The sequence below is a fragment of the Streptomyces sp. Q6 genome (genome assembly GCF_036967205.1).
Taxonomy (GTDB): domain Bacteria; phylum Actinomycetota; class Actinomycetes; order Streptomycetales; family Streptomycetaceae; genus Streptomyces; species Streptomyces citrinus.
Map to the genome: position 1 here is coordinate 2404394 of NZ_CP146022.1, position 16686 is coordinate 2421079.

Annotated in this window: 12 protein-coding genes and 2 pseudogenes; 10 read left to right on the forward strand and 4 right to left on the reverse strand. The window is 73.6% G+C overall.

Translation table 11 applies throughout. The features are described 5' to 3' along the window. Positions 1–255: 255 nt before the first annotated feature. The 4 genes from aceE to V2W30_RS11240 all read left to right on the forward strand — a co-directional run bounded on the left by aceE (position 256) and on the right by V2W30_RS11240 (position 5609). Positions 256–2961, forward strand: coding sequence for a pyruvate dehydrogenase (acetyl-transferring), homodimeric type (gene aceE / locus V2W30_RS11225; protein WP_338695831.1), 2706 nt, complete (start codon positions 256–258; stop codon positions 2959–2961). Between the two features lie 153 nt (positions 2962–3114). Then, positions 3115–3894 carry a VOC family protein gene (locus tag V2W30_RS11230; RefSeq protein WP_338695833.1) on the forward strand — a complete coding sequence of 260 codons (780 nt, stop codon included), beginning with the start codon at positions 3115–3117 and terminating at the stop codon, positions 3892–3894. A 43-nt stretch (positions 3895–3937) separates the two neighbouring features. Beyond that, positions 3938–4969, forward strand: a complete 1032-nt coding sequence (locus tag V2W30_RS11235; protein WP_338695835.1) for a helix-turn-helix transcriptional regulator — start codon at positions 3938–3940, stop codon at positions 4967–4969. A 121-nt stretch (positions 4970–5090) separates the two neighbouring features. Next, entirely contained in the window at positions 5091–5609 is a 519-nt protein-coding gene (locus V2W30_RS11240) for a DUF4240 domain-containing protein (protein ID WP_338703560.1), read from the forward strand. A gap of 32 nt (positions 5610–5641) precedes the next feature. Here V2W30_RS11240 and V2W30_RS11245 read toward each other — a convergent pair whose 3' ends face one another. Then, on the reverse strand, positions 5642–6529 hold the full coding sequence (locus V2W30_RS11245) for a TIGR01777 family oxidoreductase (RefSeq protein WP_338695836.1): 888 nt from the start codon (positions 6527–6529) through the stop codon (positions 5642–5644). Between the two features lie 32 nt (positions 6530–6561). Here V2W30_RS11245 and V2W30_RS11250 point away from each other — a divergent pair, with 32 nt between their 5' ends. From V2W30_RS11250 to V2W30_RS11260, 3 genes are read left to right on the forward strand one after another with little or no spacing between them, the layout of a single operon-like run. Further along, positions 6562–7056, forward strand: coding sequence for a GNAT family N-acetyltransferase (locus V2W30_RS11250; protein WP_338695837.1), 495 nt, complete (start codon positions 6562–6564; stop codon positions 7054–7056). A 51-nt stretch (positions 7057–7107) separates the two neighbouring features. Further along, on the forward strand, positions 7108–8217 hold the full coding sequence (locus V2W30_RS11255) for a PP2C family protein-serine/threonine phosphatase (protein WP_338695838.1): 1110 nt from the start codon (positions 7108–7110) through the stop codon (positions 8215–8217). Between the two features lie 18 nt (positions 8218–8235). Further along, complete coding sequence (locus tag V2W30_RS11260; protein WP_338695839.1) at positions 8236–9579, forward strand: hypothetical protein; 1344 nt, start codon at positions 8236–8238, stop codon at positions 9577–9579. 213 nt (positions 9580–9792) lie between these two features. Here V2W30_RS11260 and V2W30_RS11265 read toward each other — a convergent pair whose 3' ends face one another. Beyond that, positions 9793–10587 carry a peptidoglycan recognition protein gene (locus V2W30_RS11265; protein WP_338695840.1) on the reverse strand — a complete coding sequence of 265 codons (795 nt, stop codon included), beginning with the start codon at positions 10585–10587 and terminating at the stop codon, positions 9793–9795. Between the two features lie 95 nt (positions 10588–10682). Between V2W30_RS11265 and V2W30_RS11270 the strand changes: the two genes are divergently transcribed. After that, entirely contained in the window at positions 10683–11879 is a 1197-nt protein-coding gene (locus V2W30_RS11270) for a MarP family serine protease (RefSeq protein WP_338695841.1), read from the forward strand. Between the two features lie 36 nt (positions 11880–11915). On the opposite strand, the gene V2W30_RS11275 is transcribed toward V2W30_RS11270, so the two are convergent. Beyond that, positions 11916–12716 carry an SDR family oxidoreductase gene (locus V2W30_RS11275; protein WP_338695842.1) on the reverse strand — a complete coding sequence of 267 codons (801 nt, stop codon included), beginning with the start codon at positions 12714–12716 and terminating at the stop codon, positions 11916–11918. Positions 12717–12834: 118 nt separating this feature from the next. Here V2W30_RS11275 and V2W30_RS11280 point away from each other — a divergent pair. Next, positions 12835–13468, forward strand: a pseudogene (locus V2W30_RS11280) (TetR family transcriptional regulator). 152 nt (positions 13469–13620) lie between these two features. Further along, complete coding sequence (locus V2W30_RS11285) at positions 13621–14985, forward strand: NAD(P)/FAD-dependent oxidoreductase (protein ID WP_338695844.1); 1365 nt, start codon at positions 13621–13623, stop codon at positions 14983–14985. A gap of 135 nt (positions 14986–15120) precedes the next feature. Here V2W30_RS11285 and V2W30_RS11290 read toward each other — a convergent pair. After that, positions 15121–16555, reverse strand: a pseudogene (locus V2W30_RS11290) (regulator). Positions 16556–16686: the final 131 nt, after the last annotated feature.

The following is a 16686-nucleotide window of genomic DNA, read 5'->3' on the forward strand; positions in this document are numbered from 1 at the left end:
CACTCGCGCCCCGCGGCGGTGCCGCATATCAGACACGGCCCCGCGCCCCCGGAGGGGCACTCCGTGCCCCTATCGGTGGCACCTTGTGCCGACTTTCTCGATCTGAAGAGTTTTTGGGGCTCAACCCTTTGATCGATCATCGATCAGGGAGTTACAGTCGCCGACGGGTCCCTACCGGGACCACGCCCTGTCCTGCCAAAGACCAAGGGCACCCCCAACCCCACCCCCTTCGACTCAGGAAGGCGTGCGGCGACTATGACCGACCCCATGCGCATCCAGCCGAGCGAGCTCGACCAGCTCCCGGACCGCGACCCCGAGGAGACCGCCGAATGGCAGGCCTCCCTGGACGCCGTTACCCAGGCGGCCGGGCCGCACCGTGCCGCGCAGCTGATGCGGCGCACGCTGGAGCGCGGCGAGGCCGGCGGCCTGCCGCTGCCCAAGCTCCTGTCGACCGAGTACGTCAACTCCATCCCCACCTCCGCGGAGCCGGACTTCCCCGGTGACGAGGAGATGGAAGCCAAGATCACCGCGTACAACCGGTGGAACGCGGCCGCGATGGTGACCCGCGGCAGCAAGTACGGCGTCGGCGGCCACATCGCCACCTTCGCCTCCGCCGCCTGGCTGTACGAGACCGGCTTCAACCACTTCTTCCGCGGGAAGGAGGGCGACGGCTCCGGCGACCAGCTGTACATCCAGGGCCACGCATCGCCCGGCATCTACGCCCGCGCCTTCCTCGACGGCCGCCTCTCCGAGGCGCAGCTGGACAACTTCCGCCGCGAGGCCGGGGGCAACGGTCTGCCGTCGTACCCGCACCCGCGCCGCCTTCCCTGGCTGTGGGAGTTCCCGACCGTGTCCATGGGCCTCGGCCCGCTGTCCGCGATCTACCAGGCGCGGTTCAACCGCTACCTGACCGCGCGGAACATCAAGGACACCTCCAACTCCCACGTCTGGGCCTTCCTCGGCGACGGCGAGATGGACGAGCCCGAGTCGACCTCGGCGCTCACCCTCGCGGCCCGCGAGGGTCTCGACAACCTGACCTTCGTCATCAACTGCAACCTGCAGCGCCTGGACGGTCCGGTCCGTCCGAACTTCCGCGTCGTGCAGGAGCTGGAAGCGCAGTTCCGCGGCTCCGGCTGGAACGTCATCAAGTCGATGTGGGGCAACGCGTGGGACGAGCTGTTCCAGCTCGACACCACCGGTGCGCTCCTGGAGCGGCTCCGTGAGGTCCCGGACGCCCAGTTCCAGACGTACCAGACGCGCGACGTCGCCTACATCCGCGAGAACTTCTTCGGGACGAGCCCGGCGCTGATCGAGCTCGCGAAGGTGCTGTCCGACGACAAGATCTCCGAGTGCTTCCACGTCTCGCGCGGCGGCCACGAGCCCCGCAAGGTGTACGCGGCGTACAAGGCGGCCGTCGAGCACAAGGGCGCGCCGACGGTCATCCTCACGCAGACCGTCAAGGGCTTCACGCTGGGCAAGGGCTTCGAGTCCAAGAACGCCAACCACCAGATGAAGAAGCTGACGATCGACGAGTTCAAGGACATGCGTGACCTCCTTGACCTGCCGATCGCGGACAGCCGCTTCGAGGACGGTGTCGTGCCGTACGCGCGTCCCGCCGAGGGCTCCCCGGAGCTGCGCTACCTGGCCGAGCGTCGTGCCGCCCTCGGCGGTCCGGCCCCGGCCCGTCGCACGCAGCCGCTCGCGCCGCTGCCCGCGCCCGCCGACAAGGCGTTCGCCTCGTTCGACAAGGGCTCCGGCTCCCAGTCCGTCGCCTCGACGATGGCGCTCGTACGGCTTCTGAAGGACCTCGTACGGGACAAGACGTCCGGCAAGCGCTGGGTGCCGATCATCCCCGACGAGGCGCGCACCTTCGGCATGGAGTCGCTGTTCCCGTCGCTCGGCCTGTACTCGCCCAAGGGGCAGACGTACGACCCGGTCGACCGTGACCAGCTCATGTACTACAAGGAGTCGCAGTCCGGCCAGATCCTCAACGAGGGGATCAACGAGGCCGGCGCGCTCGCCGACTTCATCGCCGCCGCCACGTCGTACTCGACGCACGGCGAGCAGATGATCCCGCTGTACATCTTCTACTCGATGTTCGGCTGGCAGCGCACGGGCGACCAGTTCTGGCAGCTCGCCGACCAGATGGGCCGCGGCTTCGTCATCGGCGCCACCGCCGGTCGTACGACGCTGACGGGTGAGGGCCTCCAGCACGCGGACGGTCACTCGCCGATGATCGCGGCGACCAACCCGGCGGCGCTGACCTACGACCCTGCCTTCGCCTACGAGATCGCCACGATCATGAAGGAAGGTCTGCGCCGCATGTACGGCGAGGCCAAGCCGGGCGAGGACCAGGACGTCTTCTACTACCTGACGGTCTACAACGAGCCGATGCCGCAGCCGGCCAAGCCGGGCGTCGAGGGTATCGACGAGGCCATCATCAAGGGCCTCTACCGCTTCAACACGGCGGAGACCGCGGGTGTGAACGTGGCGGCCGCGAACGCCCCGCGCATCAACCTCATCGGTTCCGGTACGGCCATCCACTGGACCCTCAAGGCGCAGCGGCTGCTCGCCGAGGAGTGGGGCGTCGCCGCCGACGTCTGGTCGGCGACCTCCTGGACCGAGCTGCGCCGTGACGCCCTGGAGGCCGACGAGGCGCTGCTGAAGGGCGAGGAGCGGACCCCGTACGTCCGTCAGGCGCTCGCCGGAGCGCAGGGCCCGGTGCTGGCCGTCTCCGACTACATGCGCCAGGTCCCGGACCAGATCGCGCAGTGGGTCGAGCAGGACTACACCTCGCTCGGCGCGGACGGCTTCGGTCTCTCCGACACCCGTGAGGACGCCCGTCGTCACTTCGGCGTCGACGCCGAGTCGATCGTCGTCGCGGCCCTCGCCCAGCTCGCCCGGCGCGGCGAGGTCAAGGCGACGGCCGTGAAGGAGGCGCGCGAGCGCTACGGCCTGTAGCACCCGACGCCGACGCGTCCGGCGTCAGTGCGTCTGACGCCGGACGCATCTGACGTAGATGTGCCCCGTCCCGATTGCCGGGGCGGGGCACGCGTGCATGAATGGACGGGTTCGCTGCGGGAGCACTGTCGTCGTGCCGGAAGGCGTACGTCCATGAAGATCTCCAAGACTCCCTCCGCCCCCTGCTGGGCCGAACTGTCGACGACCGACCCGGACGCGGCCCGGCGCTTCTACGGGGCGCTGTTCGGCTGGCGTGCGCGGCAGATCGACGATCCGGCGGCCGGCGGGTACGCCATGTTCACGCTCGACGTGGCGGACGGTCCGCAGGTCGCCGGGGTCGGACCGGCGATGAGCCCGCACCAGCCCCCGGCGTGGCTGCCCTACTTCCAGTCCAGCGGGGTCGACGCGGTCACCGCGCGCGTGCACGGGAACGACGGACGGGTCGTCACCGGCCCGATGCCGGTCATGGAGCAGGGCAGGATGGCGCTCTGCCAGGATCCGGCGGGCGCCGCGTTCGGGCTGTGGGAGCCGCTGAAGCACTCCGGGTTCGAGGCCGTGGACGTGCCGGGCAGCTTCTGCTGGTTCGAGCTGCTCACCCGGGACGGCCCCGGTGCGGTCGACTTCTACCAGTCGGTCCTCGGCTGGGGCACGAACCGGCGGCCCTTCGGCGAGGGCGGTACGTACACGGAGTGGACCGTGGCCGACGAGCCGTTCGGCGGGATGATCGACATGTCGACCGGTGACTTCCCGCCCGAGGTCCCCTCGTACTGGAACCTCTACATCGCCGTCGACGACCCCGACGCCACGGCCGCGCGCTGCCGGGAGCTCGGCGGGCAGGTCCTCGTCGAGCCATCGTCGATCGAGGCGGGCCGGTTCTCGATCCTCACCGATCCGCAGGGCGCGGCGTTCTCGGTCATGCGCTTCACGGGCTGAGTGGCCCGCCGCTGTTGTCGGTGGGGCGGTTCATGATGGCCGTATGCGTGCTGCCCGCCTGATCAAGATGGTGCTCCTGCTCCAGAACCGGCCGTCGATGACCGCCGCGGAGCTGGCGCGCGAGCTGGAGGTGTCCGAGCGCACGGTGACGCGGGACGCGCAGGCCCTGTCCGAGGCGGGCGTGCCGGTCTACGCGGACCGGGGGCGGGCCGGCGGGTACCGGCTGATCGGCGGCTACCGGACCCGCCTGACGGGGCTGGCGCGCGGTGAGGCGGAGGCGCTGTTCCTGTCGGGGGTGCCGGGGGCGCTGCGCGAGATGGGCCTGGAGGACGCGGCGTCGGCGGCCCGGCTGAAGGTGTCGGCGGCGCTGCTGCCGTCGCTGCGGGACGCGTCGCGGACGGCGGCGCAGCGGTTCCATCTGGACGCGCCCGGCTGGTTCCAGGAGCCGCAGACGCCCGAGTTGCTGCCCGCGCTCGCGGAGGCGGTGTGGGACGACCGGGTGGTCCGGGTCGCCTACCGCCGTCAGGACACGGAGGTGGAGCGGGAGCTGGAGCCGTACGGGCTCGTGCTGAAGGCCGGGGTCTGGTACTTGGCGGCCCGGGTACGCGAGGACGCCCCCGACTCCCCTGACCCCTCGGACTCCACCGGCCCCGCAGGTCCCACCGGCTCCTCCGGCGGCTTCCGGGTGTACCGGATCGAGCGGTTCGTGTCGGTCGCGGTCGGGGACGAGCGCTTCGTGCGGGACGAGGAGTTCGACCTGCCCGGGTTCTGGGAGGAGCGGGCGGAGGAGTTCGCGCGGGCGATCCTGCGGGCCGACGTCGTCGTACGGCTGACGGCGGCGGGCCTACGACAGCTGCCGTACGTCGCCGATCCCGCGTCCGCGCGGGAGGCCGTGGCGGCGGCGGGGGCGGCGGACGCCGAGGGGCGGGTGACCGTGACGCTGCCGGTCGAGTCGTACGACGTCGCGTACACCCAGCTCATGGGGCTGGGCCCGGAGGCGGAGGTGGTGGAACCCGCGGAGCTGCGGGAGCGGTTCGCGCGGGCGGCCCACCGGATGAGCGGGTGGTACGGGTGAGCACGGGGCGCGGGCGCGTGCCGGAGGAGGGGTGCCCTGGGCATGTGCATGCGTAACGAAGTGGGACAGCTCGAACGCTCGGCGTGCGCCCCCTGGGTCCAGGGCCGATGCTTGTCCCGTGATGGACGAGACCGAGTTCTGGGAGATCGTGGACACCACTCGCGAGGGCGCCGACGGCGACCCCGAGGACCACGCCGAGCTGCTCGTCGACAGACTGCTCCAGGCGGATCCCGACGCGGTGCTCGACTTCGCCCGGCACTTCGAGTCCCGCTACAACCGGGCGTACCGGTGGGATCTGTGGGGCGCGGCGTGGGTGCTGCTCGGCGGGGCCAGCGACGACGCCTTCGACTTCTTCCGGTGCTGGCTGATCGGACAGGGGCGGGAGGTGTTCGAGGGGGCGCTGCACGATCCGGACTCGCTGGCGGAGCTGCTCGACGACTTCGACGACGAGGTCGACGGGGACGGTGAGGAGCTCGGGTACGCGGCGGACGAGGCGTACGAGGAGCTGACCGGGGCGGTCGCGGCCGACCTGGGCATCCCCCCGGCCTCGGCGGAGCCGGAGGGTACGCCGATCGACTTCGAGAACGCCGAGGTCCTGGCCCGCCTGTACCCCCGTCTGACGGAACGGTTCGGCGGCTGACCTCCGCGCCTCCCGGCCCCGGCGCGCTCGGATCAGGCCGCGCCGATCGCCTGCTCGACCGCGGGGAACGCGAACTCGAAGCCCGACTCCAGGAGACGGGTCGGCAGGGCGCGGGTGGAGCCGAGGACGTCGCCCGCCATCTCGCCGAGCACCACGCGGAGCGCCGGCGCGGGCACGGTGAACAGGGTGGGGCGGTGCAGGACGCGCCCCATCGCCGCCGTGACCTCGCGGTTCGTCGCCGGGTGCGGGGCCGTCAGGTTGACCGGTCCGGACAGGGTCTCGGTCTCCAGGAGGTGCCGCAGCGCCGCGATGTGGTCGTGCAGCGCGATGTACGACCAGTACTGGCGGCCGTCGCCCATGCGCCCGCCGAGGCCCGCCTTGAAGAGCGGGAAGAGCTTGCCCCAGGCCCCGCCGCCCCGGGCCACCACGAGGCCGGTGCGGGCGAACACCGTACGGATACCGGCCTGGTGGGCGGGGGCCGTGGCCGCCTCCCACTCGACGCAGAGGGAGGGCAGGAAGCCGTCGCCCGCGGGGGCGGACTCGTCGACGGCGCGGCTGCCGGTGTCGCCGTAGTAGCCGACGGCGCTGCCGTTGAGGAGGACGCGGGGCGGGGTGTCGAGGGCGGCTGCCGCCTCCGCGAGGGTCGTCGTGCCGAGGACGCGGCTGTCGCGGATCTCCTGCTTGTACGTCTCGGTCCAGCGGCGGTCGCCGACGCCCGCGCCCGCGAGGTTGACGACGGCCTCGCAACCGCTGAGCCGGGACGTGTCGACGAGCCCGGCCTTGGGGTCCCAGCGGATCTCGTCCGCGGCCCGCGCCGGGCGCCGCACCAGCCGCAGCACCTCGTGTCCGTCGGCTGTCAGGGAACGGACGAGCGCCGAACCGATGAGCCCGGAAGCACCCGCCACCGCAATACGTGTCATGGCCCCATCCTGCCGGTCGTACAGTGACCCGCATGTCAGACGCGCAGCCTCACATACGTTTCGCCGTGGCGGACGACGACGAAGCCCTCGCCCGCCTGGACCGGGACACCTGGTCGCACCTGCACGCGGTCAAGGGCCCGGAGCAGCCCCCTTACCCCGGCTTCTTCACCGAGCGATTCGGACCGCGCGACCATCTCGTCGCCGAGCTGGACGGCCGGATCGTGGGCTACGTACGGATCGGTTACCCCACCTCGCTGGTGGCGAACGCGCACGTCCGCCAGATTCAGGGTCTCGCCGTCGCCGACGCGGCGCGCGGCAGGGGTGTCGGCCGCCTCCTGGTGCGGGCGGCGATCGGCCGGGCGCGCAGCGTGGGCGCGCGCCGGATCACCCTGCGGGTCCTCGGACACAACACCCCGGCCCGCAAGCTGTACGAGGCCGAGGGCTTCGTCGTCGAGGGTGTGCTGCCCGAGGAGTTCCTGCTGGACGGGGCGTACGTGGACGACGTCCTGATGGGGCGGACGCTGTAGCGGCGCGGTCACCGCGTGCGGGTCCGGGCGACTCGTAGCAGGGTGAAGGACATGACCTGGCCCGTGGCGCGCCGCCGTGACGGGGACGAGCGTGCCTGGCTGCGCGGGGCGCCGCCGCCGCGCTGGGTGCGCGCGCTGCCGATCGTGCTGCTCGTCGGCATCAGCGCGCTCCAGGTCGCCACCGCGGACCGGATCGATCTGGGGTTCCTGCTCGCCGCGATCCCGCCGCTCGCCGCCCTCACCTACGGCCCGGCTGCCACCGCGCTGCTCGGCGGCGTCGTGGTGCTGCTGCTCGCGCTGCCGGCGGGGTTCGGGCGGCCGGGCAACAGCGATGTCCTGACGGTGGCGTTCGTGGCGGTGCTCAGCATCCTGATCGCCTGGGTGCGCAGCCGGCGCGACGAACAGCTGGTCTCGGTGCGTACGGTCGCGGAGGCCGCCCAGTTCGCGGTGCTTCCGCCGCTGCCGGAGCGGGTGGGGACGGTGCGCTGCGCGGGTCTGTACCGGGCGGCGCAGCGCGGGACGCTGGTCGGCGGTGACTTCTTCGACGTGCGGCGCGGGCCGCACGGGGTGCGCGCCGTCGTCGGTGACGTACAGGGGCACGGTCTGTCGGCGGTGGGCACGGTGGCGGGGCTGCTCGGCGCGTTCCGGGAGGCGGTCCTCGACCAGGCGGACCTGGAGGGCGTCGCGGAGCGGCTCGACCGGCGGCTCGTGGTGGACGCGGCGCAGGACGAGCACGCGGAGCTGTTCGCGACGGCGCTGTTCCTGGAGTTCCCCGACGACCGCCCCGTCGTACGGGCCCTGTCGTGCGGCCATCCGCATCCGCTGCTGCTGCGCGGTGACGCGGTGCGCGAGCTGTCCGTACCGGCGGGCGCGCCGCTCGGTCTCGGTATCGCGGGGCTCGCTCCGCGCGAGCCGATGACGCTGTCGCTGCGCCCCGGCGACCGGATCCTCGCCCTGACGGACGGGGTGACGGAGGCGCGGGACGGAGCGGGGGCGTTCTACCCGCTGGCGGAGCGGCTGCCGGGCTTCGACTGCGCCGATCCGGCGGCGCTCACGGACGCGGTGTGGCGCGATGTGGTGCGGTTCGCCGGGACGGTTCGGGACGATCTGACCCTGCTCGTGTTCGCTCCGGACGCCCCGGACGTGCCGCCCGGATCGTGAAGTGTGAACGTAGAGCCCATGAAACACCTGGGACCCCCGCGCCGCCCGGGGCAGCGCCGTGCCACCTACACCGCTTCCGCCCTGCTGCTGCCGCTCACGCTGACCGCGCTGTCGGCCTGTTCCGACGACGACGGGTCCGCGACGCCGCCGCCGGTGGCGTCACCGGCCGCGACGGCGAGCGGCGCGCGGTGCGTGACGGACGGGCCCGTCCCCGACGACGGCGCGGACGCGGCGCCCGCGGTGGCGGGGGCGACCACCGTGGACGACGACGAGGTGGCGGCGCCGCGCGGTACGTCCTTCAAAGCGTCGACGATGGACGAGTCGGCGGCCCTCGTCACCGGCACCGGGAAGCTGTCGACGCACGACTCGAAGGTCACCAAGAGCGGCGCCACGTCGTCCGTCGACGCGTCGGGCGGCCACGGCCTCAACGCGGCGCTCCTGGCCCGCGACGGCGGCCGGCTCGTGCTGTCAGGCGGCAAGTTCCACACCAAGGGCAAGGGCGCGACGGCGGTCTTCGCGTCGGGCCAAGGCAGCCGGGCCGAGCTGAGCGCGAACGAGATCCAGGCCAAGGGCGCGTCCGCGCACGGCGTGATGGCGACGTACGGGGGTGAACTCGCCCTGCGCTACGTGCAGATCGACACGGCCGGCGCGCAGGCGGCGCCCGTCGCCGTCGGGCCCGGCGGCGGCCGGGTGACGGTGTCCGGCGGCACGATGACGTCGGCGGGCTGCGGCTCGCCCGGCGTGCAGACGGCCGGCCAGGTGTCCCTGACCCAGACGCTCTTCGACCTGGCGAACTCGGAGGCGTTCACCGTGGAACCCGGCGGCGCGCTGTCCCTCACGGACGTACGGGCGTCGGCGGCGGCCGGGGGCGTGGTGCTGCGCGGCGACGGCGAGACGTCGTTCACGATGAAGGACGGGTCGATCCAGGCGGCCGACGGCGACGTCTTCTCGGTCCAGGAGTCCGTCGCCGACGTGAAGCTGTCGGGCGGCGCGGAGGTCAGGACGAAGGACGGGGCGCTGCTGCGGGTCCGCGACCGCGGGGTCGTCACGTTCGCGGCGCACAACGAGAAGCTGACCGGTGACGTGATCGTCTCCGACGGTTCCGCGGCGCTGGACCTGACGGGGTCGACGAAGCTCGACGGCCGCGTCTCGGGGGCGTCCCTGTCCCTGGGCGCGGGGACGACGTGGTCGGTGGCCGGGGACTCGACGGTGGCGGGGCTCGACCTCGGGTCGGGGGCGGACGTCGCCTCGGCGATCGTGGGGAACGGGCATGCGGTGACGTACGACGCGGGGGCGAGCCCGGGGCTCCACGGGAAGTCGTACCGGTTGACCGGGGGCGGCACGCTGAAGCCGGCGTCGTGAACGCGCTCCCGCCGTGCGGCGGGCTTCGTGGATCGCGGGTGCGGGGATCGCGGGTGCGTGGAGCGCGGGTGCGTGGAGCGCGGGTGTGGGAATCGCGGGTGCGGGAATCGCGGGTGCGGGTGTGTGGAGCGCGTATGCCGCTTCGGTGGGGGTTGAGCGCGCAGTTCCCGGGCCCCTGAGATGCGCAGCACTACGAGCGTCATCCCGGGAGCGCTAGAGACGCCCTTGTAGGCGCGCCGCCCGGTCCCGGATCCCCGGGAGTTCCGCCATCAGCGCCAACCCGGGGCAGAACGTCTCGTACCCGTCCCGATGCCCCGAGACCGCCAGGAACTCCGCCGACGTCCCGGCGGGGAACCGGCTCAGGTTGTTGCTGGAGACGAGCCGCACCGTGGCCCGCGGATCCGTGTCCGACAGCCCCAGCTTCCACGCGGCGACGGCGGCGATCGCGTCGGTCATGGCCCGCGGCACGGGCGTGCCCTCCGTGAACGTGCCGATCGCGGCGATCCCGGCCGTGTTCTGGTTGAACCCCTGCGTGTGCGCGCCGACGACGGCCCGGTCGACGCCGCCCGCGCGGCCCTCGTACACGGTCCCGCAGCGGTCGACGAGGAAGTTGTAGCCGATGTCGTCCCAGGCCTTGCCGCCCGCCTGTCCCGCGTAGAGGTAGCGGATGATGCGCGGCACGTCGGCGCAGTCGTAGCCGTTGGGCGAGTCGGTGTGGTGGATGAAGACGGCGTCGACGTGGTCGGCGTACCGGATCGGGTCGCGGTGGTAGGTGTCCGCGTCCTCCAGCCACGCCGTCCGCGGCACGATGCGCGGCACGGCGGCGGAGTGCGCCCCCGCGGCGGCCGCGCGCCGGACCGGCAGGGCTGCGGCGGGCATGACAGCGGACCGGTCCGCCCGGTTCTGGCCGGGCGGCGGCCGGTGGTCGATGGTCACCGCGCACAGCGTCAGGAGCCCGAGGGCCAGGGCCCCGGGAACGCAGCACAGCACGGCTCGTACGACACGCACGTCCTCCACTCTCGGGCCGCCGCGCGCTGTGCGGTCGACCACATGTCGGCCACCTGGCGGAACCAGCGCCGGGTTCGTGGTCGTTTGTTACCGATATGGAGCTCCACATACTCGACGTGCTGCTGCTCGTACTGGCGCTCGTCTACGCGGTGAGCGGCTATCGGCGCGGGCTGCTCGCGGGCTGCGTCTCGCTGGCCGGTTTCGTCGGCGGCGCGGTCATCGGCGTATGGCTGCTGCCGTATCTGATGGACGCGGTCACGCCCGGGACGTCGACGGCCACGGTCGTCGCCGTGCTCACGGTGCTGCTGCCCGCCGTCGCCGGGCACGCGCTGGCCGGGCGGCTCGCGGCGCGGGTGCGGTTCGGGATGGACCGGGCGCCGGGGCCGCTGCGGGTGGCCGACGGCGTCGGCGGCGCGGCGGCGAGCACGGTGGCGGTGCTCGTCGTGGCGTGGGTCGCGGGCAGCGTCCTCGCGGCGTCGTCCTCGGCCTCGCTGAACCAGGCGATCCGGAACTCGACGGTGCTGGGCGCGGTGCAGGACACGATGCCGTCGACGACGCCCGCCTGGTTCTCGCGGGCCACCGGGGCGCTCACGTCGGCCGGGTTCCCGCAGGTCTTCGACCCGTTCGCGAGCGAGCCGTCGGCCGAGGTGGCGAAGCCGTCCGGGGACAGCGTGACGGGGGCGGCGCGGCGGGCGGCGCTGCGCAGCACGGTCAAGGTGGAGGGCGCGTCGGGCACGCAGGGCCGCGAGGGCAGCGGCTTCGTGTACGCGTCGCAGCACGTGATGACGAACGCGCACGTGGTGGCGGGCATCGACGACCCGACGGTCCGGGTGGGCGGGGTCGGCCGCGCGTACCCGGCCAAGGTGGTCCTGTTCGACCCGGACAAGGACGTGGCGGTGCTCGACGTGCCGGGGCTCGACGCCCCGGCACTCCGGCTCGACGACAGCGCCTCGCGCGGGGACGCCGCGGTCGTCGCGGGCTATCCGCAGGACGGCGGTCTCGACCTCCAGGCGGCGACGGTCGCCGACACGATCCGCGCGGGCGGACAGAACATCTACGGCTCGCGGAACGTGACGCGGGAGATCTACTCGATCCGTTCGACGGTGCTGCCCGGCAACTCGGGCGGCCCGCTGCTGACCACGTCCGGCGAGGTGTACGGGGTGGTGTTCGCGCGGTCCACGACGGACGCGGGGACGGGGTACGTGCTGACGGCGGACGAGGTCGCCGGGGACGCGGCGCGGGCCGCGTCGGCGACGACGCCGGTCGACACGGGCTCGCTGATCTCGTCCTAGGCGCCCTCGCCCCGCTCCCCCCGTCGACGCCGCGCGTCACATGTGGCTGCCGCCGTCGATCCGGACCTCCGTGCCGGTGATGAAGTAGCCGTCGTGCGAGGCCAGCATCGCCACGACCGCCGCCACGGCGTCCGGGCCCGCGAAGTTGAAGTCGCCCGTACCGGCCTGGAGCATCGGCGCCGTCTTCTGGAACAGCGACATGTCCGCGTCGGCGGGCAGGCCGGGGCCGACCGACTGCTTCGCCCGGCCGGATCCGTCGGTCATGCCGGAGGAGATCGACCCGGGCTGTACGGCGGTGAACCGCAGGCCGCGCTTGCTGAACTCCATCGCGAGGGCGTGCGTCATGGACTGGATGCCGCCCTTGGACGCCGCGTAGGCCGCCATGTAGGGGTGGGCGAAGTTCTGCGCGGTGGAGGAGAAGTTGACGACCGCGGGCTCGTGCCCGTCGAGCAGCGCCGGTATCGCCTCGCGGATCATCAGGAACGTGCCGGTCAGGTTGATCCGGATGACCTGCTCGAAGTCGTCGAGGCTGACCTGCTCGGTGTGGCCGGAGCGCAGGATGCCGGCGGCGTTGACGAGGACGTCCAGACCGCCGAGCGTCGACACGGCGGAGGCGACGGCCTCGCGTACGGACGTCTCGTCGGCGACGTTCACGACGACGGTGCTCAGGCGGTCCGCGTCGGCGCCCGCCCGGGCGAGCGTGTCCTGGAGGCCGGCCTCGCTGATGTCGGCGGCGACGACCCGGCCGCCCTCCGCGAGGAGGCGCAGCACGGTGGCCTGGCCGATGCCGGATCCGCCGCCGGTGATGAGCGCGCGGCGGCCTTCGTAACGATTCATGTCGACTCCTGTGCAGCGGTGAGGGTGCGGGACGCGTGCACACCGTACGCTCAGGTGGCACGTTTTGCCACAACGGCTTATCGTGCCACTTTGTTCCGCCGCGATTACGCTTCCGTACGTGACCGAGCCCACCGCGCCCACGCCGCCCCCCGCACCGACCCTGACCGAGCGCCGCAAGGCCGCGACGCAGCTCGACATCGCGCGCGCGGCGGCGGAGCTCTTCGCCGACAAGGGGCCCGACGGCACGACGGCCGAGGAGATCGCGAGCCGGGCCGGCGTCGCGCTGCGCACCTTCTACCGGTACTTCCGCAACAAGCAGGACGCGGTCGGCCCGCTGCTCGCGTCCGGCGCCGACCGCTGGCGCGCACTGCTCGACGGGACGCCCCCGGGCACGCCGCTGCGGGAGGCGCTGGAGATCGCGGCCGTGGCCTCCTGTCGGAGCCGGGCGAGGAGGCGCAGGAGGGCCTGCGCCGGACCCGCGGGCTGCTGCGCGCCGCACGGCACGATCCGGCACTGCGGGCCGTCTGGTACCGGGTCAACCAGGAGTCCGAGGAGAAGCTGCTGCCGGTGGTGATCCGGCTCGCCGGGCCCGGCGCGGACGAGCTGGAGGCCCGGCTGGCCGCGGCCGCCGCGACGGACGCGATCCGGGTGGCACTTGAGGTGTGGGCGCCGACGGACACGGGCACCTCGGGCCCCGGCTCCCCGCGGACCTGACCGTCCGCTGCCTGCGCTCGCTCACCGCCGGTCTCTGACCCGGCCCGGAGAACGGGGCGCGCCGAGCACCGGGGCGCACCGGACCGGCACCGCGTGCCTCCGTGCCGCCCGTACGCGCGACTCCCCCGCACCGCCCGCGGACCTACGCTCGACCCCCCGAACTCAGGTATTCCGGGGGCGCGTTGGGGGCATGAGCCCTCAGCCGTCAGCCACCCAACCGCCGGAGGCACACGTGTACGCGGACGTCGTCATCGTGGGGGCCGGAGTCGCGGGACTCGCGGCCGCCCGGCACCTGACCAGGGCGGGCCTGAGGCCCGTGGTCCTGGAAGCCGCCGGAGGGATCGGCGGCCGCATGTCCACCGAGAAGGTCGACGGGTTCCGGCTCGACCGGATCGGGCAGCTGCTCTGCACCTCGTACCCCGAGCTGCGGCACACCCCGGGCCTCGACGGCCTGGTGCTGCGCCCGTTCGCCCCCGGGGTGCTGGTGCACAGCGAGGGCCGCCGTCATCGCGCCGGGGAGCCGACGACCTCCCGGCGCGCGAGGGGCGCACTCAGTGCCGCACGCGCCCTGGCGAGCGCCCCCGTCCGGCCCGCGGCGTCCGGCCCCCGCTCGGCGGCCCCTGGACCACGCGCGGCTCGGCGCCGCGCTCGCCCGGCTCGCCGCGACACCGCCCGCCCGGCTCCTCACCCGGCCCGAACTCCCCATCGGCCAGGCCCTGTCGGCCCGCGGCATGCCGTCCAGGACGCTCTACGGTTTCGTCCGTCCGCTCCTGTCGGCGCTGCTCTGCGACCCGGACCTGACGACGTCCAGCCGGTGCGCCGATCTCGCCCTGCACGCGTACGCGGGGGCCGCCTCGCCGTGCCCGAGGGCGGCGCGGACGCCCTGCCCGAGCTGCTCGCGGCGGGCCTGCCGGCCGCCTCCGTACGCACCGGGGTCCGGGTGACCGCCGTCGCCGCGAACTCCGTCACCACCGCCGAGCACGGCCGGCTGACCTGCCGCAGCGTGCTGTTGGCCACCGACGCGGTCGCCGCCGCCGAACTGCTTCCCGGGCTGCGGGTGCCGGACTTCCACCCGGTCACCGTCGTGCACCACGCGGTGCCCGAGCCGCCGCTCACCGAACCGGCGCTGCTGCTCGACGCCGACCGGGCCGGGCCCGTGGCGCACACCTCCGTCATCAGCCAGGTCGACCCCACGCGCGCCCCCGCCGGACGCGCGCTGGTCTCGTCGACGGTGCTCGGGCCGCCGCCCGGCGAGCACGAGCTGCGGGCCCAACTCGCCGCGCTGTACGGCACGTCGACGGCCGCCTGGGAGACCCTCGCCGTCCACCACGACGCCCGCGCCGTGCCCACGATGCCCGCGCCGCACGACCCGCGCCGCCCCGTGCGACTGCTCGACGGCCTGTACGTCTGCGGCGACCACCGGGACACGAGCACGGTGCAGGGCGCGCTGCACTCGGGGCGGCGCGCGGCCCGTGCCGTCCTCGCGGACCTCGGGCTGCCGCTGGTCGCCCCCGCGCCCACCGCCGCCGGGGCGCCGGCCAGCGAGGCCGCCTGAGGGCACCCCGGGCCCACGCGCCCGCCCCCGAACGCGCCCGTCTCCGTGGAACGAACCGGGGGCGGGCGCACCAACTCCCCTATAGCGCAAGCCGGTTGTCGCGATGGTCACACCCCACGGCCCGCGCCCCCGGTCTCACCCGAGCGCGGCGACCTTCTCCCGGTAGCCCCGCACGGGCCCGGCGTCCCGGTAGGGCTCCAGGCGCCGCTCGAACTCCCTGACGTACTCGTGCGCCCGCACCGACCGCATGTCCGCCGCGGCGGCCGCCGCCTCCGCCCCGAGCGCGCAGGCCGCGTCGAGCTCCCCGAGCCCGAGCCGCGCCGAGGCCAGCACCACCCGGCAGAACAGCCGACTGCGCGCGAAGCCCGGCGCCCGCAGCTGGAGCGAGCGCTCCGCGTGCTGCGCCGCCGCCCGGTACTGCTGAAGATCGCGGTGGCAGTGCCCGAACTCGTCGGCGAGCTGAGCCTCGTCGAAGAACCGGGCCCAGGGCGGCACGTCGTCGCCGGCCCGCGCCGCCTCCAGCGCGCGCTCGGCGCGTACGAGGGACGACGTGCAGGCGCGGATCTCGCCGAGCACGCCGTGCCCGCGCGCCTCCACGGCGTGCAGCAGCGCCTGCACCACGGGCGGCGCCGAGGCCCCGATCCCCTGCTGCGCGACCCGCGCGAGCTGCACCGCCTCCCGGCCGTGCCCGAGGTAGACGGCCTGCCGGCTCATGGTGACCAGCACGTACGAGCCGTACATCCGGTCACCGGCCGCCTGCGAGAGCCGCAGCGCCTGCACGAAGTAGCGCTGCGCGAGCCCGTGCGCCGCGATGTCGTACGAGGTCCAGCCCGCGAGCCGGGTCAGATCGGCGACGGCCCCGAAGAGCCTGCGCCCTGTCTGCTCCCCGTACGCCCCGCGCAGCATCGGCTCGGCCTCGTGCTCCAGGTAGCGCACCAGGGCCTGGCGCGCGTGCCCGCCGCCGTAGGCGTGGTCGAGCGCGCGGAACAGTTCGCTCACCGAGCGCAGGGCCGCGATGTCGCCGGTCGTCACCTTCTGGCCGGGGCCGCGCTCGGTCTGGGTGCGCTGGCGGGGCACGAGGGGCGGCCCTGCACGGGGATGCGGGCGCGAGGTCGCCGCGGGCGACCCGGTCGTCGGCGCGGCCGATCAGCCAGTCGCGGCTGGGCACGACGAGCCCGGCCGGGGTGAACGCGATCTTGCGGAGCTCTGCGTGGCTGCCGGAGTCCTTGCGCCACAGGCCGCTGACGATGTCGACGGCCTCCTCGGGCGACGCCGCGAACTCCAGGCCCGCGTAGACGGGCGCGCAGGCGTCGAGCCCGAGGTCCTGGGCGGAGAGCCGGCGCCCGAGGCGGCGTGTGAACACCTCGGCGATCAGCGCGGGGGTCGTGCCGCGCGGCTGCTGCCCGCGCAGCCACCTGGTCACGGATGTCTTGTCGTAACGGAGGTCAAGACCGTGTTCGAGCCCTAGCTGGTCGACGCGGCGCGCGAGCCCCGCGTTGGAGAAACCCGCCTCCGCGATGAGCGCGGCGAGCTGGCGGTTCGGTGTGCGCTGCGGAGGTCGTTCCGTCATCAGCTGTGCGGTCTCCTGCCTTCCGGGCCGGGGTGCAGCCCTCATGGAACGGCGTGAATGTAGCGGCGATACCAGCCCGTGCAGGGGTCTTCGCGAGCCCTTCATCCGATCGTGTGACGATGGGACGGAGT